Below are 21,387 nucleotides of genomic sequence, written 5' to 3'. Positions count from 1 at the left end.
TCGGTTGGGCCGGTGCGCGCGCCGTGGCTTAGGGTCGAGGCATGAGCACTGTACTGGATCTGGTCGACGTCTCGGTCGTGCGCGGCGGGCGCGCCCTCCTGGACGGGGTGACCTGGCGGGTGGAGGACGGGCAGCGCTGGGCCGTGATGGGCCCCAACGGGGCCGGGAAGTCCACGCTGATGAACGTCGCCTCCGCCCGGCTGCACCCCACGCGCGGCACGGTGGACATCCTCGACGAGATCCTCGGAGCCGTGGACGTCTTCGAGCTGCGCCCGCGCATCGGGCTGACCTCCGCCGCGGTGGCAGCCCAGATCCCGGCGGGGGAGACGGTGCGCGACGTCGTCGTCACCGCCGCCTACGGGGTGACCGGGCGCTGGCGGGAATCCTACGACGCCGACGACCACGACCGCGCCGAGCAGCTGCTGGTGGACTGGGGCATCTCCCGCCTGGCCGAGCGGACCTTCGGCACGCTGTCCGACGGGGAGCGCAAGCGCACCCTGATCGCCCGCGCCCTGATGACGGATCCCGAGCTGCTGATCCTCGATGAGCCCGCCGCGGGCATGGACATCGGCGGGCGCGAGGACCTCGTGCAGCGTCTGTCCGCGCTCAATGCCGACCCGGACGCGCCCGCGAGCGTCCTGGTGACCCACCACCTCGAGGAGCTGCCGCAGGGAATCACCCACCTGCTGCTGCTCAGCCACGGGCGGGTCATCGCCCAGGGCCCGTTGGAGGAGGTCCTCACGGACCGCAGCTTCTCCCGCGCCTACCAGACCCCGCTGCGGCTGCGCACCATCGACGGGCGGCACACGGCCTTCGCCGCGCGCCCGTGAGCACCCCGCAGAACGGCCCCGCCCAGCTGGCTGCCCGGCGGGCGCTGGTCGATGCGATCCCCTCGGTGCGTCGGATCGACGCCGAGCAGGTGGAGGCCGCCGACGGGCGAGCCGCGGACCCGGTGCTGCGAGACCTGCGCTTCTACCGGGGGCTGACGGACGTGCGCCTGCGCACCTCCCGGGAAGCCGAGTGGGGCGTCTACCTCGCGGAATCCTCCAAGGTGGTCCGCCGCGCCCTGGCGGCCGGGCACGAGCCGCTCTCCTTCCTCATGTCGGACAAATGGGCCGAGGACCTGGCGGACGTGCTGCGCAGTCATCCGCAGACCCCCGCGTACGTCGCGGAGGACGCCGTGCTGGAGGGTCTGACCGGCTTCCACCTGCACCGCGGCGCCCTCGCGGTGATGCGCCGCCCCGCCCCCGTCCCGGTCGAGCGGGTGCTCGACGGCGCCCGGCGGGTCGCGATCCTGGAGGACGTGGTGGATCACACCAACGTCGGGGCGATCTTCCGCAGCGCCGCCGCCCTGGACGTGGACGCCGTGCTGATCACCCCGCGCTGCGCCGACCCCCTGTACCGACGCTCCATCCGCGTCTCGATGGGCACCGTCTTCCAGGTCCCCTGGGCCCGGCTGGACTCCTGGCCCGCGGACCTGTCCCTGCTGCGCGAGCGCGGATTCACCACGGCCGCCCTGGCCCTCAGCGACGACGCGGTGACCCTGGACCGGCTCGGGCGGGCCGCCCCGCAGCGACTCGCCCTGGTGCTGGGCACCGAGGGTCACGGCCTGCGCTCGGAGACCCTGGCGGCGGTGGATGCGCGCGTGATCATCCCCATGAGCCACGCCGTGGACTCCCTCAACGTGGCCGCGGCCTCGGCCGTCGCCTTCTGGGAGACCCGCCCGCGGGAGTCCGCCGAGGAAGACGGCGCGCGCCCCTGACCGCGAGGGCCGTCGCGTGGTAGCCTGGGGAGTCGCCGTCGACTCCGACGGCGCCCGCCCGGATGACCGGGCGGGACACCGCGTCCCCAGGCCTGGCAAAATCCAGTCCGCGAGAGGTAGACACCATGCAGACCGATATCCACCCGGATTACCACGAGGTCATCTTCCGCGACCTCGCCTCCGGCAAGTCCTTCCTGACCCGTTCGACCGTCACCAGCTCCAAGACCGACACCTGGGAAGACGGCAACGAGTACCCTCTCGTCGAGGTCGAGATCTCCTCCGAGTCCCACCCCTTCTACACCGGCAAGCAGCGGATCATGGACTCCGCCGGGCGCGTCGAGCGCTTCAACGCCCGGTTCAAGAACTTCGGCAAGTCCGCCAAGTAGGCGGCGACTGCCACCACCGGCTCGGGCCGGGGCGCGCTCACCGGATCGGTGAGCGCGCCCCGGCCCGAGGCGTCTGCGGTCGACCGGGTGGGCCCGTGCCGGTGATCTCGGGGTGAGCCCCGAGCCGCTACAGTGGGATCGACCCGATCCCCGCCAAGCCCGAGCCACCGGAGCACCCATGTCCACCACCCCGGAATCCGCCCTTCCCGAGACCCCATCGCGCCGCAGGCCCTGGTCGCGCCGGCGCAAGGTGCTGACCCTGCTCGGTGTTCTGCTGGTGCTGCTGCTGATCCCGGTGCTGATCGTCGGCGGCTTCCTGTACAAGCTCGGCCACGACTTCGACACCGACTCGCCCAAGCTCTCCCAGGCGCTGCCCTCGGATGACGCCGGCCGGCCCAAGGAGGATGGCTCCTACAACATCCTGCTCCTGGGCAGCGACTCTCGCAAAGGAGAGGCGGACGAGAAGGTCGTGAGCGGTCAGCGCTCGGACGCGATCATGCTCGTGCACATCCCCTCCGACGGCGGCGCCGCCTACGTGGTGTCCATCATGCGCGACACCTGGGTGGACATCCCCGGTCACGGCAAAGCCAAGATCAACGCCGGGCTGAACTACGGCGGGATCCCCCTGGAGGTGCGGACGATCGAGCAGCTCCTGGGCACGCGCATCGACCACGTCGCAGAGATCGACTTCCAGGGCTTCCGCGACCTGACGAACGCCGTCGGCGGGGTGCCGGTGGATGTGCCCATGGACTTCACCGCCGACGGCCACGAGTTCCGCAAGGGCGAGCAGACCCTCGACGGGGACGAGGCGCTGGCTTTCGTGCGCGACCGGTACAGCTTCCAGGACGGGGACTACCAGCGGGTGCGCGACCAGCGGATCTACCTGCGCGGACTCCTGAAGAAGATCCTCAGCCCCGAGACCCTCTCCAGCCCCACCAAGCTCAGCGACGCCGTGGAGAAGTTCTCTCCGTACGTCTCCGTGGACGAGGACCTCACGGCCCGCGAGATCGTCGCGATGGGCATGAAGGCCGGACCCAGCGGGCTGCGGAACATGACCATGTTCACCCTGCCCAACTCAGGCACCGGGTGGTCCGAGGACGGGCAGTCCATCGTCATCCCGGATGAGGACGCGATCCACCGGCTCTCCCAGGCCCTGGAGAACGGGACCATGGCCGACTACGTCAAGACCATCCCGACGGACTGAGTCCGCACCGGGGCGGGGCCGGCGGGGCGGGGGATCAGCGGCGTCGGCGCGGGCGCAGGGACCAGGCCAGGTACCCGCCGATCATCCCGGCGGAGCCGGCCCCCGCCCCGACCAGCGCCGGATACCAGGACTTGAACCGGCCCGGGTCCGAGGCGACGATGTGCGCAGACCCGTTGATCACCGCCGCCAGCACGGCTCCGGCCACGACCCGGGTGCCCAGCTTCTCGACCTTGCCCATGAGCTCCTCCAGCTCATCGGCGCGCAGGTGCACGTCGAAGCCGCCGCTCTCCAGCACCCCCAGGACCCGGCGCACGGACTCCGGGGCGTCCATGCCCAACGAGACGGCCTCCTTGGCGGCCTCCCGGGCCCGGCGCAGGAGCATCTCCGGGCTGAGCCGGGAGCGGACGTACTGCTGCGCATAGGGCGTCAGGACGGCCACGATGTCGAAGCCCGGGTCCAGGGTGGTGCCCAGCGCCTCGGCGGTGGCGATCATCTTCACCAGCATCGCCGCCTCCGGGGGCAGGACCAGGTGGTGTCGATGCAGCATCCGCAGCACATCCGTGAGCAGCTGGGCCAGGTTCAGCTCCTGCAGGCTGCGCCCGGTGTACCCGGAGATGATCCGCTGCATGTCCGGTTCCAGGTCCGCGGCCCGGACCTCCTGCTCGGGGCGGGCCGTCAGGCGCACCGTCGCCCGCGCGGCCTGGCGCGCATTGCCCGTGGTGATCCCGACCAGCAGCGGGACCAGACGGTCCCGGAACCGCTCCGAGAGCTCCCCGACCATCCCGAAGTCGATGACGGTGATCGACCCGTCCGGCTGCACGAACAGATTGCCGGGGTGTGGGTCGGCGTGGAACAGGCCCAGCTGGAAGACCATGCGGCACAGGGCCTGCGTGGCCGTGACCGCGAGCAGGTGCCGGTCCACCCCGGCGGCATCCAGCGCGGGGATGTCGCTGATCTTCAGTCCCCGCACCCGATCCTCGGTGAGCAGCGCGCAGCTGCTGGCCTCCCAGTGGATGCGGGGGATGCGGATCCAGGGGTCCTCGGCGAAGAACTCCGCGAAGCGATCGCAGTGCTCGCCTTCGATCGTGTAGTCCAGCTCCTCCTCGATGCGCTGAGCGAACTGCCGGGTCAGCTCCACGACGTCGTAGCCGCGGGCGATCCCGACATAGCGGGAGAGCATCTTGGACAGCTCGGCGAGGATGTCCAGGTCCTGGTGCACGCCCGCGAGCACCCCTGGGCGCCGGATCTTCACGACGACGTCGCGCCCGTCCAGCACGGCGGCGTGGACCTGGCCGATGGAGCCGGTGGCCAGCGGCTGCGGATCGATGCTCTCGAAGGAGGCCAGCAGCTGCTCCTCCGGCTGCCCGTCGAACTGCCCGATCAGACGCTGGAAGGAGACCGGCGGGGAGGAGTCCTGCAGCCGGGCCAGCTCCCGCGTGTAATCCTCCGGCAGCAGATCCTGCCGGGTGGAGGCGAGCTGGCCGAGCTTGACGAAGGTGGGGCCCAGCTCCTCCAGCGCCAGGCGCAGATGCTCGGCCTGGGTGTGCCGATGCTGCGGATCCAGCTGCCGCACCTTCCGCAGGGGAGCGGCCCACGGGGCGGAGAGCACCCCGCCCAGCAGAGACCCCAGGCCGTGCTTGATCAGGACTTCGCCGATCTGCAGGAAGCGGTCGGTGCGGGTGCGGGCGCGCTCCAGCATCAGGCGCCCTCGGTCTCCCGGGTCGCACGACGGGAGGCGCGCTGCGGGGCCCAGTCATAGCCCTCGCCGGGGTAGTCTGCCGCCGGAGCATCCGCCGAGGCGTCCGGAGCGGGATCCTGGGTCTGCGGGGCCGACGCCGTCGGGGCGGGAGCCGTCTCCTCGATCGGGGCTGGGTCCTGGTCCAGGGCCGGATGCCGGATGGGCACCGGCTGCTCGGCGACGTCCAGGCGGGCCAGGTACAGCCCGCAGAAGGCCAGGGAGCCGCCCAGCAGCAGTCCCAGGATGCCCAGGACCGGGCGGACGAACAGCAGGACCACCCCGGCCAGCAGCACCAGCGCCCCCAGCACCCCGATGAGCCAGCCGATCCGCTGATTCGGGCCCCGCTGGGCGCGCGGCGCGCGGGAGGCCCGCGGGGCGGAGGCGCTGCCCGCGCGCCGTCGGGCGGGGCGACGCTGCGCCTCCCGCCGCGGGGCGCGCTGGGAGGACGGGGCCGGGTCCTCGGGCGCGGGAGCGGCGGGGCGACGGGATTCCGGGTGCTTCTCGGCGTGGCTGGGCCGGTAGGCGTCCTCCAGATCGTAGTGCTCCTGCTCCGGGACCAGCGGGGGCAGGCCGTGGGGCAGCTGCTCGAACCAGGCAGGTGTCAGGTCCTCGGCGCGAGCGGTCTGCACCGACAGCGACAGCTCGAAGGCGTTGCCGCGGATCGTGCCCCAGGCCGCGGTGAGCTTGTCCCGCTCGAAGGCGTAGCGCACCACCGGGGCCAGCTGCTCGGACATCTGCGTGGACAGGCGCCCGACCACCCGCCGGTCGTGCAGCACGTCCACGGAGTCCGTCTCGGTGCCGTCGGGTTGCCGGTGCCGATCCGCCTCCAGGGTCAGGATCACCCGGCCTTCCCCGGAGACCGGGAGGATCGAGTGCAGGTACTCGGCGTGGTCCTTCTCGTCCAGCACCTTCAGGGTGGGGCCCTGGGGCAGCAGGGCCGCCCGGGACGGGCAGGCGTTGAGGGGGAACAGCTGATCCGGCCGGGCGATGGACAGCACCGCCCGGGATTCCAGGCGCACCTGGCCCGCCTTCCCGCGCATCGTGGCCCACACCCGCACCGGGACCACGGGGTCGTGCCCGGAGACCACGACGCGGGCGATCGCGGGCAGGTAGCGGCGGGAGTCCTCGGCGGACATCCGCGCGATCTTCAGCCCGTCCACCCACACCGCGATGGAGCCGGGGGCGTGCGGATTGTCCGGTTCCGGGACCAGGTGGGCCAGCCCGTCGTGGTGCTGCTCCCGGTCGAAGCGCAGATTGTCCATGAGCCGGAGGATCTCGGTGTCGTAGTAGTCGTCCGTGATCACTTCCAGGGATCCGCGATCATTGAGTGCGTACTGCGTCACGCCAGTTCTCCTTCATGCCCGTTGGATGCCGCACGTGGAGGGGACCAGCGCGCGGCGGCCCCTCCAGAATCTCACACCCCGGCGCAGGCTGCGCGCACCCGGCGCACCCGCAGCGCGTCCTCCCGGTGCTCGATGACCAGCCGACGCAGCGCCCGGGGGGCCTGCTCATGCTCCTCGAGCCAGGCCCCGGCTCGCTGCGGGGAGTCCTCGACGGCGTCGAGGTCCGGGAACAGCCCTCCCACGATCCGGGAGGCCATGCCGATGGAGTGCTCGGCCCACACCGACTCCAGCGCGGCGAAGTAGCGATCGGCGTAGGCCGCGCGCAGCCGCGCCGGACCGTCGGCGAAGCCTGCGGCCGCGGCGGAGAGCTCGTCATTGGACAGACGCCCGGAGAAGATCCGCGCCCACGCCCACTGCTTGGCCGCGGCATCCGGCACCGCTGCCCTGGCCCGGTTCCAGCCCACCTCGGCGTGCCGGTTGCGCCGGGCATCCAGGGCGACGTCCAGGTCCTCCGCTGTGAGACGACCGGACAGGGCCAGGGCGAGCCGGGCGCTCCAGGCCAACTCGTCGGTCAGCTCCAGCCCGCCCCAGCGGGCCGCACCAGGATCCTCAGACCAGGCGGCGTGCACCTGCTCGGCCACCGGCAGCGCCTCCTCGGTGGTGCGGGCCAGGATCAGGACGTGGCGCAGCAGGATGCGCTGCGCGTCGGATTCGGGGGCCGCTGCCTCCAGGGCGGTGAGGAAGGCCTCGGCGGCCCGGGAACGCAGCTGCGGGCGCTGGGCGGGGGCGCAGAGCTCCTCGATGGCCTCGTGCACGTGCCGGGCCGTCGTCTCCAACAGGGTCGCGCTGTTCTCCGCGCGCACCCCGGCCAGAGCGTAGTCGAGGTAGGAGGACGGGGTCAGCTGCGCGTCGCGGACCATGGTCCACAGGGCGGAGCCGAGCACGGCCCGATCCAGCGGGGCCTCCAGGGTGTGTCCGGCTCGCAGCGAGGTGTCCAGCTGGTCCGGGGCCACCCGGGTGACGGCGTAGGTCAGGTCCTCCCGGTTCAGCAGCAGCAGACCCCGCGGATCCGCGGCGGCGAGGGCGCCCGGAAGCTCCAGGTCCAGGCCCTCGGGGCCCGCGGGCACCTCCAGGGCCCGGTCCTCGCGCAGGCGCAGGGTGCCGTCGATCTCGTCGAAGACGCCCGCGTGCAGCGTGTGGGCCCGGCCGAGCTCGGGGGAGACGCCCTCGGGCAGCTCCTGGATGAGGCGGGAGCCGTCCTGGCGCAGCACCGAGACCCCGGAGGTCTGCAGCCACTGCCGCGCCCAGGCCGCGAGGTCCCGCCCGCAGGACTCCTCCAGGGCCGCCAGGAAATCCTCTAGGCGCGCGGTCCCCCAGGCGTGGCGGCGGAAGTAGACCCGGGCGGCGCCGATGAACCGCTCGAAGCCCACGTGGGCCACCAGCTGCTTGAGCACCGAGGCGCCCTTGGCGTAGGTGATGCCGTCGAAGTTCTGCTTGGCCGCCTCCACATCGGGGATGTCCGCGACGATCGGGTGGGTCGTGGAGTAGGCGTCCTGGCGATAGGCCCAGGCCTTGCGTCCGTGGGCGAAGCTGACCCAGGCCTGGTCGAAGCCGCCGGCGCGCTCAGCCCCCAGGGCGCCCATGAACTCCGCGAAGGACTCCTTCAGCCACAGGCCGGACCACCAGCTCATGGTGACCAGGTCCCCGAACCACATGTGCGACATCTCGTGCATGATGACGTTGGCCCGCGCCTCGCGCTGGGCCTCGGTGGCCCCGCCCGGGTGCAGGTAGTTCTCGGTGAAGGTCACCAGCCCCGGATTCTCCATCGCGCCCAGGTTGTACTCCGGGACGAAGGCCTGGTCGTACTGCGGGAAGGGGTAGGCCAGGTCGAACAGGTCCTGGAAGAAGTCCAGACCGGCCCCGACCAGCTCGAACAGCTCCCGAGCCGGCAGATGCGCGGCCAGCGCCTGCCGGCAGTACAGGGTCATCGGCTTCGGCTCGACGCCGTCCACCGCGGTGTCCGCGCTGGGCTGGTACATCGAGCTGACCGCGTGGTACTGTCCGGCCAGCAGCGTCGTGATGTAGGTGGAGATCCGCTGCGTCGGGGCGAAGATCCGCTTGCTCACGCTCTCATCCACCGGATCCTGATCCTCCCGCTCCACCGGGGTGTTGGAGGCGACGACCCAGTCCCTGGGGGCGGTCACGGCGAAGCGGAAGGAGGCCTTCAGGTCCGGCTGCTCGAAGGTCGGGAAGACCCGGCGGCAGTCGGCCGGCTCGTACTGGGTGTACAGGTAGGTGCGCCCGTCCTCCGGGTCCAGGAAGCGGTGCAGGCCCTCCCCGGAGCGGGAGTACAGGGAGAAGCCGTGCACGACGAGCTCGTTGCTGCGCTCCAGACCCGTCAGGGTGATCCGCGAGCCGACCACCGCGGTCCGGGGGTCCAGGCGGCGGCCGTTGAGGGTGATCGCCTCGACCGAATGGTGCAGATACTCGATGAACGTGGTCTGAGCCGCCGGATCCTCGGCGAGCACCTCGAAGCGGACCGCCGCGCGCACCGGGTAGGCCAGGCGCTCGGGGTCCACGGCGTGGGTCAGGTCCACATGGACGTCGTAGCTGTCGACGCGCAGCAGGGCCGAGCGGTCGCGGGCTTCCTCAGCCGTCAGGTTGTCGTTTCGCACCCCTTCATCAAAACACACGTGAGATGCACCATGTCGGCATGGCCGCACCCGGGTCCCGTGGGGGGGAGGGACCCGGGTGCGGCGCATCGGCGAGCGCGACTCGGCGGGGGGGGGGGGTGGCTCAGCGGCGTCGGGCGGTCTTCCCGGCGCCGGCCTGACGGGCCCGCAGCGTCTTCTCCTCCACCGGAGCCTCGGAGCTGGCCCGCAGATCGCGGTAGTAGGCGCGGGCCTCCTCCTGGCGCTCGGCCTCGATCCCGGAGGAGATCTCCGCGCGCAGGTGCTCCTGCTCGTAGCCGAAGGCGGCCACCAGATCCAGGGTGTAGGGCTCGATCCGGTCGATCAGGCGCAGGATGTAGGACTCCACGGTGCGGGCCCGCTGGGTGGAGAGCAGGCCGTGGGAGAGGTACCAGCCCAGGTTCTTCTCGATCAGGGTCATCCCGAACAGGTCCCGCAGCCAGGTCAGCACCTCGGCGTTGACGCCCTCGGCCTCCTGCACCGCCCGGTGCAGCGCCTCCCACTGCAGCAGCTCGGCGTGCGAGCGGGCGGCCTCGATCAGACGCACCTGCTGGGAGTTGAACACCTCGGCGGCGTCGGCCTTGGACATCTTCCGGGCCGGGCGCAGCTCATCGGCGATCCGGCCGATCAGGTTGTCCACCCGGGCCCGCATCAGCTGCGCCTGGGCCACCGGATCCTTCAGCGCGTTCGCGGACTTCCGGGCGTCGGCGGTGTCCTGGACCGCCTGGGCCACCCGGCGCAGACCGGAGCGGTTCAGGGCGAGGTCCTCGGCGCGGGAGGAGACGTACTTGGTGATCGAGCCGAAGTCGGCGCCGGCGAACTCCTTGGAGTAGTCCCCGAGCAGCCGCTTGCCGACCAGCTGCAGCAGGATGTGGTTGTCCCCCTCGAAGGTCGCGTACACGTCCAGATCCTGGTACAGCCCGGTGAAGCGGTTCTTGGTGATGAATCCGGATCCGCCGCAGGCCTCGCGGCAGGTCTGCAGGGTGTTCAGCGCGTGCCAGGTGGAGATCGGCTTCAGCCCCGCCGCGAGGGTCTCCAGCTCGGCCCGGGACTCCGGGGTGTCGTTGTCCCCGCTGAACACGTCGTGGAAGGCCTCCAGCAGGTCGTGATGGGCGAAGGAGGCGGCGTAGGTCTGGGCCAGCAGCGGCAGCAGCCGACGCCGATGCAGCTGGTGGCTCATCAGGGTCGCCTCCTCCCCGGCGCCGTCGTCGAACTGGCGGCGCTGGTAGGCGTAGGTCAGCGCGATGGACAGTCCCACCTGGGCCGCCTTGGTCGAGGCCCCGTCCAGGGAGACCCGGCCCTGCACGAGGGTGCCCAGCATCGTGAAGAACCGGCGGCCGGGGGATTCGATGGGGGAGGTGTAGGTGCCGTCCTCGGCGACGTCGCCGTAGCGGTTGAGCAGGTTCTCCCGGGGGATGCGCACGTGGTCGAAGGCCAGCTGGCCGTTGTCGATGCCGTTCAGGCCGCCCTTCATGCCGTCGTCGGCGGACTGCACCCCGGGCAGCAGGTTCAGCTGCGCATCGCGGATCGGCACGAAGAAGCAGTGCACCCCGTGGTTCACGCCCCGGGTGATCAACTGCGCGAAGACCGTGGCGGCCTGACCGTGCACCGCGGCGTTGCCCAGGTACTCCTTCCAGGCGGCCTTGAACGGGGTGTTGATCACGAACTCCTGCGTGTCCGGATCGTAGGTGGCGGTCGTGCCGATCGCGGCCACATCCGAGCCGTGCCCGATCTCGGTCATCGCGAAGGCCCCGGGAATCTCCAGGGACATGATCCCCGGCAGCCACTTGCGGTGGTGCTCCTCGGTGCCCAGCTGGTGCACGGCGGCGCCGAACAGGCCCCACTGCACGCCGGCCTTGATCTGCAGGGACGGGTCGGCCGCGACCAGCTCCTCGAAGCCGGCGATGTTGCCGCCGGGGTTCTCTCCGCCGCCGACGTAGGCGGGGTAGGCCCGGTGCACGGACTGGTTCTGCACGAGGATGCCCAGCTGCTCGAAGACGCGCTGGCGCTGATCGTGGTAGGTCAGCTCGGGCTGCTTCCACAGCGCCGGGTCCTTGATCAGCTTCCGGGTGTCCTCCCGCTCCGCCCGCCAGCGGCCCATCAGCTGCGCGTAGAGGGCGTCGGTGTCCAGGGTGCGGGCGTGGTCCGGGCGGGGAGAACGACGGCGCTCGGGGACCTCGCGGTTGGTGGCGGCATCGTCGGCGGGGGTCGGCTCGGGTGCGGTGCGGGGGTGCTCGGTGAGGGTCATGTCTGCGGTACTCCTTCGTGTCAGACGGGGTCGGATTCCGCTGGATGCGGAGGGGAGTTGGGGGGGATCAGCCGGTGGGTGCGGGCATCGGGGACAGCACCCAGGCGCTCAGCTGCCGGACCAGCAGGTCGCGGTCGGGGGCGGTGCCTGCGGCCACCTCTCCGGCCCACTGCTCGGCCGCGGCGTGCACCAGGCCGACGACGGAGCGGGCCCAGTAGTGCAGCAGGTGAGCGGCCTGGTCGGGGTCGGGCAGCCGGGCGGCGAGGGCCTGATCGGGGACCGGGCCCAGCGCCTCCAGCAGCAGCCGCGAGACGTGGTCGGCGAACAGCCCCAGGCTCGCGGTCGGTCGCTGGGCCTCGGAGGGTCGGGACCAGCCCAGGCCCGCCTGGGAGGTGACGAAGGCGTGCAGTGCGGGGGAGCGCTGCACGAGGACCAGGTAGACCTCGATCATCCGGGCGACGACGGCGCGCGGCGGGGCGCTGTCCTGCGGATCGCGCCGGACCGCTTCGGCGATGCGGGCCTCCAGGTGCGCCAGCAGGGATTCGCCGAGGGCCTGGCCCAGCCCGTTCTTGTCCCGGAAGTACCGGTAGAAGACGGACTTGGAGGTCCCGGCGTACTGCGCGATCTCCTCCATGGAGGCCTCGGCGCCGATCTCGTGGATGGCTCGTCGGGCCTTGCTCAGCAGCTCCTCGCGGCGGGCGACCCGGTGCGCCTCCCATCGGGTGCTGCGGCCGTCGCGGGTGCGGTAGGGGCCGTGACCTGCGGGGCGGTGGGCTGCGGTGTTCACGATACGCAGAGTATCAGGTACTCTGTCCTGTGTCAGTCCAGTCACATCTGCCGGCGCGCGGGACCCACCCGCACGCCCCGACGATCCGGAGGATCCCTTGTCAGCAGCAGAAGCTTTCGTCCTCGGCGGCAACCGCATCCCCTTCGCCCGCTCCCACGGCGCCTACGCCGACGTGCCCAACCAGGAGATGCTCACCGCCGCCATCGACGGGCTGGTCGCCCGCTGCGGGCTGGCCGGGGAGCGGGTCGGGGAGGTGGCCGCCGGCGCCGTCCTGAAGCACGCCCGCGACTTCAACCTCACCCGCGAGGCCGTGCTCGGCTCCGCGCTGGATCCCGCGACCCCCGCCTTCGACGTCCAGATGGCCTGCGCCACCGGGGTGGAGACCGTGTGGAACCTGACCAACAAGATCCGGCTGGGCCAGCTGGACTCCGGCATCGCCGGCGGCGTGGACACCGCCTCGGACGCCCCGATCGCCGTATCCGAGAAGCTGCGCCGCGCCCTGCTGGCCCTGGGACGGGCCAAGACCGTCAAGCAGCGCCTGGCCGCCGTCGCCGCCCTGCGCCCCGCCGACATCAAGCCCGAGGCTCCCGGGACCGGCGAGCCGCGCACCGGCCTGTCCATGGGGGAGCACCAGGCCATCACCACCGCCGGCTGGGGCATCACCCGCGAGGCCCAGGACGAGCTGGCCATGAACAGCCACCGCAACCTCGCCGCCGCCTACGACCGCGGCTTCTTCGACGATCTGCTCACCGGCTTCCACGGTCTGGCCCGGGACAACAACCTGCGCCCGGACTCCTCGATGGAGGCCCTGGCCAAGCTCAAGCCCGTCTTCGGCCGCTCCCTGCCGGAGGAGGCCACGATGACCGCCGGCAACTCCACCCCGCTGACCGACGGCGCCTCCGCGGTGCTGCTGGGCAGCCGGGAGTGGGCCGAGGCCCACGGGCTGGCCCCGCTGGCGAAGGTCGTGGACGCGCAGGCCGCCGCCGTGGACTTCGTCTCCGGCGCGGAGGGCCTGCTGATGGCCCCCGTCTACGGCGTGCCCCAGCTGCTGGAGCGGCAGGGCCTGAGCCTGCAGGACTTCGACTTCTACGAGATCCACGAGGCCTTCGCCGGGACCGTGCTCTCCGCCCTGGCCGCCTGGGAGGACGACGAGTTCTGCCGCACCCGCCTGGGCCGGGACGGAGCCCTCGGCGCGATCGACCGCGCCAAGCTCAACGTCAACGGCTCCTCCCTGGCCGCCGGGCACCCCTTCGCGGCCACCGGCGGACGCATCATCGCCTCCCTGGCCAAGCAGCTGCACGAGAGCGCCGAGCAGACCGGCAAGCCCCAGCGCGGCCTGGTCTCCGTGTGCGCCGCCGGCGGCCTCGGCGTGGCCATGATCCTCGAATCCGCCTGATCCGCACCCCGGGGGCCGGCCCGGCGCCCCTCCCGGCGCCGGGCTCGGTTCCCATCATCCCCGGCCCCGCCCATCGTCCGCGGCCCCCGTCAGGGCCGCACCACCCACGCCCCAGGAGGCGACGAGAGACCATGAAGGACTCCTACACCCAGCTGGTCAACTCCCCGATCGGCAAGAAGCTGGCCGAAGCCCTCGGCCTGCCCCGACCCACCGCCCTGCGCCGCGACGAGCCCGGCGCGCCGCTGCTGGCCGACCCCCGCGTTCTGGTCGTCGGCGGCCCCGCGTCGGATCCGCTGGCCCGGCGTCTGCTGGCCTGGGACCTCGAGGTGCACCGGCACCCCAGCCCCGGCACCACCTACGGCGCGATCATCGCCGACTTCACTGCCGTGACCGACCCCGGCCAGCTGCAGGAGATCGCCCTGGGCGTCGGTGCGGCGCTGCGCAGCCTGGGCTCCTCCGGGCGCATCGTGGTGCTGGGACGCACCGGCAGCACCGAGGACGACCCTGAGCTGGTCGCCGCCCAGGCCGGCGTCGTCGGCTTCATGCGCTCCCTCGCCCACGAGTCCCGCCGCGGCGCCACCTGCAATGCGCTGCTGCTGGACGGGGACTTCGGCCTCGACGCCCCGGCGCTGGAGGGCCCGCTGCGCTTCCTGCTCTCGGCCCGCTCCGCCTACGTCTCCGGTCAGCCGCTGGTGGTCGCCGCCGCCGATGGCCCGGGCGCCCCGGACCCCGAGCGTCCGCTGGAAGGCAAGGTCGCCGTCGTCACCGGCGCCGCCCGGGGCATCGGCGCGGCTATCGTGCGCCGCCTGCACGCCGACGGCGCCCGCCTGCTGCTCGTAGACGTGCCCGCGGCCGGGGAGGCCCTGGCGACGGTGGCCAACGAGGTCTCCGGCCAGGCCCTGCAGCTGGACATCACCGCCGAGGACGCCGGCCGGCGCATCGCCGAGACCGCTCGGCGCGCCTTCGGCACCCTCGACGTCGTGATCCACAACGCCGGCATCACCCGCGACAAGATGCTGGCCAACATGGACGCCGCCCGGTGGGGCTCCGTGCTGGCCGTGAACCTCTCCTCCCAGCTGCGGATGAACCGCCAGCTGCTGGAATCCGGGGCGCTCGGGCAGCACCCGCGCATCGTGTGCCTGGCCTCCACCAGCGGCATCGCGGGGAACAAGGGCCAGACCAACTACGCCGCCTCCAAAGCCGGGATCATCGGCATGGTCGCGGCCGAAGCCGAGGACCTCGCCGAGACCGGAGGGACCATCAACGCGGTGGCCCCCGGATTCATCGAGACGGAGATGACCCGGGCCATGCCGACCGTGACCCGCGAGGTCGCCCGCCGCCTGAACTCCCTGTCCCAGGGCGGGCGCCCGGAGGACGTGGCCCAGGCCGTGGCCTTCCTCGCCTCCGACGCCGCGGCGGGGGTCAACGGACAGACCCTGCGCGTGTGCGGGCAGTCCATGGTGGGGGCGTGATCCGCGCGATGCCCAGGATCTCCCTGCCCACGTCCTTCTCCTCCTCCCGATCCACCGGCTCGGCCGGGCCCGCCGGACCCCTGGGGACCCTGGGCTCGGTGGTGCGCCACGAGGCCTCGGGCGCCCTGCGCTCGCGCCTGCCCGAGCGGGGCCGCACCCGCCCGGACGCCCTGCCCGACCCCCAGGCGATCACCCCCGTGCGCCAGCGGGTGCAGGCCGACGCCGAGCGGGCGGCGGCCTTCGCCCGCTGCGTGGGGGCCGCACAGGCCGAGCACGTGCACGCGGGATTCCTGCACACGCTGACCTTCCCCGTCTCCATGCGGGTGCTCACCGCCAAGGCCTTCCCGCTGCCGGTGCTCGGCCTGATCCACCTGGAGAACACCGCGACGGTGCACCACCCGGTGGGCGCCGACGAGCAGCTCACGGTCCGCTCCCGGATCCGGGAGTTCGGGCGCCACCGGCGCGGCATCACCGTCACCGTGCTCGCCGAGATCTGGGACGAGTCCGGACGGCTGGTCTTCTCGGACGAATCCCTGTACCTGTCCAAGACGGCCGCAGGCGACGACGGCGCCCCGACGGCGAAGACCGACCGGCCGGATCCGCGGGAGGGGGCCCGGCTGATCGGGCGCTGGCGCCTGCCGGGCGACATCGGGCGCCGCTACGCCGCGGTGAGCGGCGACGCCAACCCGATCCACCTCAGCGCGGTGAGCGCCAAGGCCTTCGGGATGAAGTCCTCCCTGGCCCACGGGATGTACTGCGCCTCGCGGGCCCTGGGGCTGCTGGTCTCCGATCCCGGCGCGGCCGGGACCTGGCGGGTGGCCTTCGGATCCCCGGTCTTCCTGCCGGCCGCCGTGGACCTGTGGAAGGTATGCGATCCCGAGCCCGACGGGCAGACGGCCGTGCGCGGCATCGGGCGCGGGGCCCGGCAGCACTTCGAGGTCTCCTTCGGCCGTCCGTCCTGAGGCGGCCCCCGCCCCCGTCCCGCGGCTCCGCGGGGCGGGGGCGGGGCTGGCGATGCGGAAGTTGCACAGCGTCGAGCCAGCAGGTAAGTTTCTACTCGTTGTCCGGCGCCCCCAGGGGACGTCAGACGGCACTCGCGCGGGTGGCGGAATAGGCAGACGCGCTAGCTTGAGGTGCTAGTCCTCGTATTAGAGGGTGGGGGTTCAAGTCCCCCCTCGCGCACGCGAGTCATCACAAGGCCCCGGAACGGATCCAGGTTCCGGGGCCTTCGCCGTACTCGGCGGGGTGCGGTCGCGTCTGTGCGGGTTCGTGTGGGGTGCCGCGGCAACATCCACGTCATAAACCCACAGAAACCCACAGAAACCCTCACTCAGGTGGCATCATGGTGCGTGGTATCGGCCCGTCGACGAAGAAAGCGGCCGAACGTCGCAGGAAAGGGAACACCATGACCGTCACCCAGGATCGTCCGTCCACCAAGCTCGGCATCGTCGGAGCGGGCGGCGTCGGCTCCGCCATGGCCTACGCCTCCGTGATCCAGAACGTCGCCCGCGAGGTCGTCCTCTACGACATCGCCGCCCAGAAGGCCGAGGCCGAGGCCCTGGACATCGCCCACGGCTCGCTGTTCGCCTCCAACGTCCGGATCACCGGCGGGGGAGACCCGGAGCTGCTTAAGGGCTGCGACATGATCATCATCACCGCCGGCGCCCCCCAGAAGCCCGGGCAGACCCGCCTGGAGCTGGCCGGGACCAACGTCAAGATCCTCGAGTCCATGATGCCGACGCTGCTGGAGCAGGCCCCGGACGCCGTCTACATGCTCGTGACCAACCCCTGCGACGTCCTCACCGTCGTCGCCCAGCGGATCTCCGGGCTGGGCGCCCACCAGGTCTTCTCCTCCGGCACCGTGCTGGACTCCTCCCGGCTGCGCTGGCTGATCGGCAACGCCGCCGGGGTCTCCAGCGACTCGGTGCACGCCATGATCGTCGGCGAGCACGGGGACTCGGAGTTCCCGCTGTGGTCCTCCGCCACGATCGGGCAGGTCCCCGTGGACCAGTGGACCGGGGATGACGGCTCCGCCCTGTTCACCGACGAGGTCAAGGACACCCTGGGCCACGACGTCATGCGCGCGGCCTACAAGGTCATCGAGGGCAAGGGCGCGACCAACTACGCGATCGGCCTGTCCGGGGCCCGCATCGCCAAGGCCGTGCTGCAGGGTCAGGACGCCGTGCTGCCGGTGTCCACCGTGCTGGAGGGCTACCAGGGCATCGACGGGGTGGCCCTGTCCGTGCCCTGCGTCGTCGGCTTCGGCGGCGTCCGGCGCGTGCTGGAGGTGCCGATGGACGAGGCCGAGACCAAGAAGCTGCAGGCCTCCGCGCAGACCCTGCGCGAGTCCCTGTCCAGCCTCGGGTACTGACAGCCGAAACCCCCAGCGAGAGGCCGATCCGGCTGCTCGCCGACGCCGCGTCGCCGCCGTCCGCTTCCGGGTCACCGGGGACGGCGGCGACGCCGCGTCCGCCCACAGCGTGCCCGTGTTCCCCTGACCGCCGAAAGGGGCTAGTTTGGAGACCATGACGACAGATCCCCGCACCGCGCTGACCCAGCTGACCGAAGCCCTGGAAGAGCACCTGAACGCGGTCGCCTCCCGCCGCGGGGACCAGGACCCGGCCGTGGATGCCGCCTATCTCGGCATCGCCGACGCCTTCGAGGTCTACGAGGACGCCCTCTACGTCACCTACGACGAGGTGACGCCCCTGGAGGTCTTCGTCGAGGACGATGATGAGGACGAAGAAGACGACGACGAGGACTTCGACGAGGAGGACCTCGAGGACGACGATGACGAGGACCCGGAGGGCGAGCTCGACTGAGCCCCTCGGGTGATCTGCGCCCCACCCGCCCCGGCGGATGGCGGCCATGCTGCGGCCCCGCCGCGCAGACGGTGTCTGCGCGGCGGGGCCGTTTCGGTAGAGTCAGCATCCGTGGCATGGTTACAAGCACTCATCCTCGGCCTGGTGCAGGGCCTGACGGAATTCCTCCCGATCTCCTCCTCGGGGCACATCAGCATCGTCGGGCAGCTGCTGCCCCATGACTCGGACCCCGGGGCCGCGTTCACCGCGATCACCCAGCTGGGCACCGAGACGGCCGTGCTGATCTTCTTCTGGCGCGACATCGTCCGGATCATCACCCGGTGGTTCGGATCCCTGCGCGGCACCGTCCCCCGCTCCGACCCCGACGCTCGGATGGGCTGGTACGTGATCCTGGGCTCCCTGCCCATCGGCATCCTCGGGCTGCTGCTGCAGGACTACATCGACACCGAGTTCCGCAGCCTGTGGATCACGGCGACCATGCTCGTCGTCTTCGGCGTGTTCCTGGGGCTGGCGGACCGGGTCGGCCGGGAGCAGCTGCGCCTGAGCGACCTGAACCTGCGCGATGGCGTGCTCTACGGCTTCGCGCAGGCCCTGGCCCTGATCCCGGGGGTCTCCCGCTCCGGCGGGACCATCACCGCCGGCCTGCTCATGGGGTACACCCGCCAGGCCGCGGCCCGCTACTCCTTCCTCCTCGCGATCCCCGCGGTGTTCCTGTCCGGCCTGTACAAATTCGCCAAGTCCATCGGCGACGGCTTCGACGCCTACTACACGGCGGGCCCGACCCTGCTGGCCACCGTGGTCGCCTTCGGCGTCGGCTACGTCATGATCGGCTGGTTCCTGAAGTACGTCAGCTCCCACAGCTACACGCTGTTCGTGTGGTACCGGATCGGCCTCGGCGCGCTGGTCTTCGTGCTGCTGGGCACCGGCGTGCTCGTGCCCTGATCCCCGCCGCATCCCCCGCATCCGCACCGGGATCCGACGCCGCGGCGTCGGATCCCACCCGACGAAAGGCGCCCGCCATGAAGTCCTGGACCGCGACCCCCTGGACCCCGCTGCCCGGTCACGCGCCGGCCCCCACCCTGTACGACACCCGCCTCGCCCGGACCGAGGCCCTCCCGGAGGCCCCGACCGCGGGCCTGTACGTGTGCGGCATCACCCCCTACGATGCGACCCACATGGGACACGCCGCGACCTACGTGGCCTTCGACCTCCTGCACCGCGCCCTGCGCGACGCCGGGCAGGAAGTCACCTACGTGCAGAACGTCACCGACGTGGACGACCCGCTGCTGGAGCGGGCCGAAGCCACCGGGGTGGACTGGCGGGAGCTGGCCGCCGAGCAGACCGAGCTGTTCCGCACGGACATGCGCGCCCTGAACGTGCTGCCGCCGGCCCACTACATCGGCGCGACCGAAGCCGTGGAGTGGATCGTGCCGTGGGTCGAGACGATGCTGCAGCGGGGCACCGCCTACCGCGTGCCCGGCGGCCCCGACGAGCACGGGGTCCCCCAGCCGGACGGGGACGTGTACTTCGACGTGCGCGCCGCCGCGGACACCGAGCACGATCCCGCCCGGTGGTTCCTCGGGCGGGTCAGCGGATACACCGAGGAGCAGATGCGCCCGCTGTTCGCCGAGCGCGGCGGGGATCCGCAGCGCCCGGGCAAGCGCGACCCCTTCGACCCCCTGCTGTGGCGGGTCCACCGCGACGGCGAGCCGTCCTGGGACGGCGCCGCCCTGGGGCGGGGCCGCCCCGGCTGGCACATCGAGTGCACCGTGATCGCCGACCGCTTCCTGGGCATGCCCTACACCGTGCAGGGCGGCGGCTCCGACCTGCGCTTCCCCCACCACGAGATGGGCGCCGGGCACGCCTTCGCCGTGACCGGGCAGGAGATGGCCCTGCGCTACGCCCACACCGGGATGGTGGGGCTGGACGGGGAGAAGATGTCCAAGTCCCGGGGCAACCTGGTGCTGGTCTCCACCCTGCGCCAGCGCGGGGAGGACCCGCGGGCCATCCGCCTGGCCATCCTCGCCCACCACTACCGGGAGGACTGGTTCTGGACCGACGAGCTGCTGGAGCGCTCCCGCGAGCGCCTGCGCACCTGGCGCCAGGCTCTGCAGGCGGCCCGCGAGGCCGAACTGACCGGCCCTCGGGAGGGCGAGGCCGAAGCCGACGAGTCGCCGGCGCGTCGGCTGCTGCGCCAGGTGCGGGAGCGGCTCGGCGATGACCTCGACGCTCCCGGGGCGCTGCGCGCGGTGGACGCCTGGGCGGATCAGGCCCTGCGCGGCGAGGGCGCGGGCCAGGCCGGTCTGGTCCGGGACCTGATCGCCGCCCGCCTCGGCGTCGCCCTCTGAGCGCCGTGGCACCGCAGCGGGGAGCCGAACGCGGGGTGCGGACTCCCGTGGTGCGGGTCTCCGGCTCGTGGTTCCTGCTGACCGGGCTGATCGTCGTCGGCTACGGCGGCTACCTGCACCAGCGCCTGCCGTGGCTCGGCGCCCGGGCCTATCTGGCGGCCCTGGCCTTCGCCGTGCTGCTGGGCCTGTCCGTGCTGGTCCACGAGCTCGCCCACGCCGGGGCCGCCCGGGCCTTCGGCTGGCAGGTGCGGGAGATCCGGCTGACCCTGATGGGCGGGCACACGGCCTTCGACGCCGCGCGGGAGGCCCCCGGGCGCTCCGCCCTGGTCAGCCTCGCCGGGCCCGCCGCGAACCTCGTGCTGGCCCTGCTGGGGGCGATCCTGCTGGGGAGTCTGGACCCCGGCGGCCTGCCGCGGCTGGTCGTGGAGCTGGTCACGACCGCCAACCTGCTGGTCGGGGCCTTCAATCTCCTGCCCGGTCTGCCGCTGGACGGCGGGCACGCCGTCGCCGCCCTGATCTGGCGGATCAGCGGATCCCGCCGGGCCGGGGTGCGCACCGCGGCGGTCCTCGGCGGGCTCGTGGCCGCGGCCCTGGTGCTGCGCCTGCTCCTGCCCGGACGGGCGGCGGGGGTGACGGAGCTGGTCATCACGTTCCTGCTCGCGGTCTTCCTCCTCGACGGGGCCCGCCGGGCCGTGCTGGCCCAGCGCACCCGCGACCGGCTCGCCCCGCTGCGCGCGGGGGACCTGGCCCGTCCGCTGCGCGTGCTGGATCCCCGGGACCCCGTCTCCCGGGCCCTGCGGCTGCAGGAGGGCGTGCCGCCGGACGGCGCGCCCGCCCCGGTCCTGGTGGTCGCCGCGGGTCCCGAGGCCCTGGGCGTGGTCGACGCCCAGGCCCTGGGTCGCGTGGCCGAGGCGGGTGCGGTCTCGACGCCGGTCGAGGCGGTGCTGCGCCGCGCGCCGTTCGGCCCTGCCGTCGCCGCCGACCTGGCGGGGGAGGAGCTGGTGCGCACCGCCCAGGCGCTGCCCGGCGGGTGGTGGCCGGTCACGGGGCTGCCCGCTCCCGCGATCCTGGCCGAGGAGGACGTGCGCCGGGCCGTGACCGGGGCCCTGGCCGCCGGCTCCCGCTCCCGCGGCGCATGAGATACTGGCAGCTGCCCGGAGCTCGTGCTCCGGGGAGAGCTGACCCCGACCA

Annotated in this window: 17 protein-coding genes and 1 tRNA gene; 13 read left to right on the top strand and 5 right to left on the bottom strand. The window is 72.4% G+C overall.

The window, feature by feature from the left end; all coding sequences use genetic code 11:
• Positions 1 to 41 precede the first annotated feature (41 nt).
• The 4 genes from AC0VXQ_RS05535 to AC0VXQ_RS05520 all read left to right on the top strand — a co-directional run bounded on the left by AC0VXQ_RS05535 (position 42) and on the right by AC0VXQ_RS05520 (position 3,352).
• Positions 42 to 830 carry an ABC transporter ATP-binding protein gene (locus AC0VXQ_RS05535; RefSeq protein WP_475527942.1) on the top strand — a complete coding sequence of 263 codons (789 nt, stop codon included), beginning with the start codon at positions 42 to 44 and terminating at the stop codon, positions 828 to 830.
• On the top strand, positions 827 to 1,762 hold the full coding sequence (locus AC0VXQ_RS05530; protein ID WP_475527941.1) for a TrmH family RNA methyltransferase: 936 nt from the start codon (positions 827 to 829) through the stop codon (positions 1,760 to 1,762). Before AC0VXQ_RS05535 ends, AC0VXQ_RS05530 begins: the two co-directional genes overlap by 4 nt.
• Positions 1,763 to 1,887: 125 nt before the next feature.
• Complete coding sequence (locus AC0VXQ_RS05525; protein ID WP_058731781.1) at positions 1,888 to 2,148, top strand: type B 50S ribosomal protein L31; 261 nt, start codon at positions 1,888 to 1,890, stop codon at positions 2,146 to 2,148.
• Positions 2,149 to 2,326: 178 nt separating this feature from the next.
• A complete protein-coding gene (locus AC0VXQ_RS05520) occupies positions 2,327 to 3,352 on the top strand; it encodes an LCP family protein (RefSeq protein WP_475527940.1) in 1,026 nt (341 codons plus the stop codon).
• A gap of 34 nt (positions 3,353 to 3,386) precedes the next feature.
• Here AC0VXQ_RS05520 and AC0VXQ_RS05515 read toward each other — a convergent pair whose 3' ends face one another.
• From AC0VXQ_RS05515 to AC0VXQ_RS05495, 5 genes are all read right to left on the bottom strand, one after another.
• Entirely contained in the window at positions 3,387 to 5,051 is a 1,665-nt protein-coding gene (locus AC0VXQ_RS05515; RefSeq protein ID WP_475527939.1) for an ABC1 kinase family protein, read from the bottom strand.
• On the bottom strand, positions 5,051 to 6,433 hold the full coding sequence (locus tag AC0VXQ_RS05510) for a hypothetical protein (protein WP_475527938.1): 1,383 nt from the start codon (positions 6,431 to 6,433) through the stop codon (positions 5,051 to 5,053). Before AC0VXQ_RS05510 ends, AC0VXQ_RS05515 begins: the two co-directional genes overlap by 1 nt.
• A gap of 71 nt (positions 6,434 to 6,504) precedes the next feature.
• The gene (gene pepN, locus AC0VXQ_RS05505; protein ID WP_475527937.1) at positions 6,505 to 9,108 is read right to left on the bottom strand and encodes an aminopeptidase N; all 2,604 of its coding nucleotides are present in this window, start codon (positions 9,106 to 9,108) and stop codon (positions 6,505 to 6,507) included.
• 121 nt (positions 9,109 to 9,229) lie between these two features.
• A complete protein-coding gene (locus AC0VXQ_RS05500) occupies positions 9,230 to 11,371 on the bottom strand; it encodes an acyl-CoA dehydrogenase family protein (protein WP_404434441.1) in 2,142 nt (713 codons plus the stop codon).
• Between the two features lie 67 nt (positions 11,372 to 11,438).
• On the bottom strand, positions 11,439 to 12,158 hold the full coding sequence (locus AC0VXQ_RS05495) for a TetR/AcrR family transcriptional regulator (protein ID WP_165596173.1): 720 nt from the start codon (positions 12,156 to 12,158) through the stop codon (positions 11,439 to 11,441).
• Between the two features lie 97 nt (positions 12,159 to 12,255).
• Between AC0VXQ_RS05495 and AC0VXQ_RS05490 the strand changes: the two genes are divergently transcribed.
• The 9 genes from AC0VXQ_RS05490 to AC0VXQ_RS05450 all read left to right on the top strand — a co-directional run bounded on the left by AC0VXQ_RS05490 (position 12,256) and on the right by AC0VXQ_RS05450 (position 21,335).
• Positions 12,256 to 13,554 carry an acetyl-CoA C-acetyltransferase gene (locus tag AC0VXQ_RS05490; RefSeq protein WP_058731587.1) on the top strand — a complete coding sequence of 433 codons (1,299 nt, stop codon included), beginning with the start codon at positions 12,256 to 12,258 and terminating at the stop codon, positions 13,552 to 13,554.
• Between the two features lie 131 nt (positions 13,555 to 13,685).
• The gene (locus tag AC0VXQ_RS05485) at positions 13,686 to 15,026 is read left to right on the top strand and encodes a 3-oxoacyl-ACP reductase (protein ID WP_475527936.1); all 1,341 of its coding nucleotides are present in this window, start codon (positions 13,686 to 13,688) and stop codon (positions 15,024 to 15,026) included.
• Positions 15,027 to 15,034: 8 nt separating this feature from the next.
• A complete protein-coding gene (locus tag AC0VXQ_RS05480; protein WP_133143354.1) occupies positions 15,035 to 15,988 on the top strand; it encodes a MaoC family dehydratase in 954 nt (317 codons plus the stop codon).
• Positions 15,989 to 16,122: 134 nt separating this feature from the next.
• Positions 16,123 to 16,208: transfer RNA gene (locus AC0VXQ_RS05475), tRNA-Leu, on the top strand.
• A gap of 223 nt (positions 16,209 to 16,431) precedes the next feature.
• Positions 16,432 to 17,397: an L-lactate dehydrogenase gene (locus AC0VXQ_RS05470; RefSeq protein ID WP_058731590.1), complete on the top strand. Its 966-nt coding sequence runs from the start codon at positions 16,432 to 16,434 to the stop codon at positions 17,395 to 17,397.
• Between the two features lie 154 nt (positions 17,398 to 17,551).
• The gene (locus AC0VXQ_RS05465; RefSeq protein ID WP_058731591.1) at positions 17,552 to 17,848 is read left to right on the top strand and encodes a hypothetical protein; all 297 of its coding nucleotides are present in this window, start codon (positions 17,552 to 17,554) and stop codon (positions 17,846 to 17,848) included.
• A gap of 111 nt (positions 17,849 to 17,959) precedes the next feature.
• Positions 17,960 to 18,790, top strand: a complete 831-nt coding sequence (locus AC0VXQ_RS05460) for an undecaprenyl-diphosphate phosphatase (RefSeq protein ID WP_058731592.1) — start codon at positions 17,960 to 17,962, stop codon at positions 18,788 to 18,790.
• 77 nt (positions 18,791 to 18,867) lie between these two features.
• Complete coding sequence (gene mshC / locus AC0VXQ_RS05455; RefSeq protein ID WP_058731725.1) at positions 18,868 to 20,196, top strand: cysteine--1-D-myo-inosityl 2-amino-2-deoxy-alpha-D-glucopyranoside ligase; 1,329 nt, start codon at positions 18,868 to 18,870, stop codon at positions 20,194 to 20,196.
• A gap of 5 nt (positions 20,197 to 20,201) precedes the next feature.
• On the top strand, positions 20,202 to 21,335 hold the full coding sequence (locus AC0VXQ_RS05450; protein ID WP_100463656.1) for a site-2 protease family protein: 1,134 nt from the start codon (positions 20,202 to 20,204) through the stop codon (positions 21,333 to 21,335).
• Positions 21,336 to 21,387 lie beyond the last annotated feature (52 nt).

This window comes from Rothia sp. QJM3NY_36, from assembly GCF_056173115.1.
Note: the sequence above shows the minus strand (reverse complement) of the source record. Positions and strands in the feature narration are given on the sequence as shown.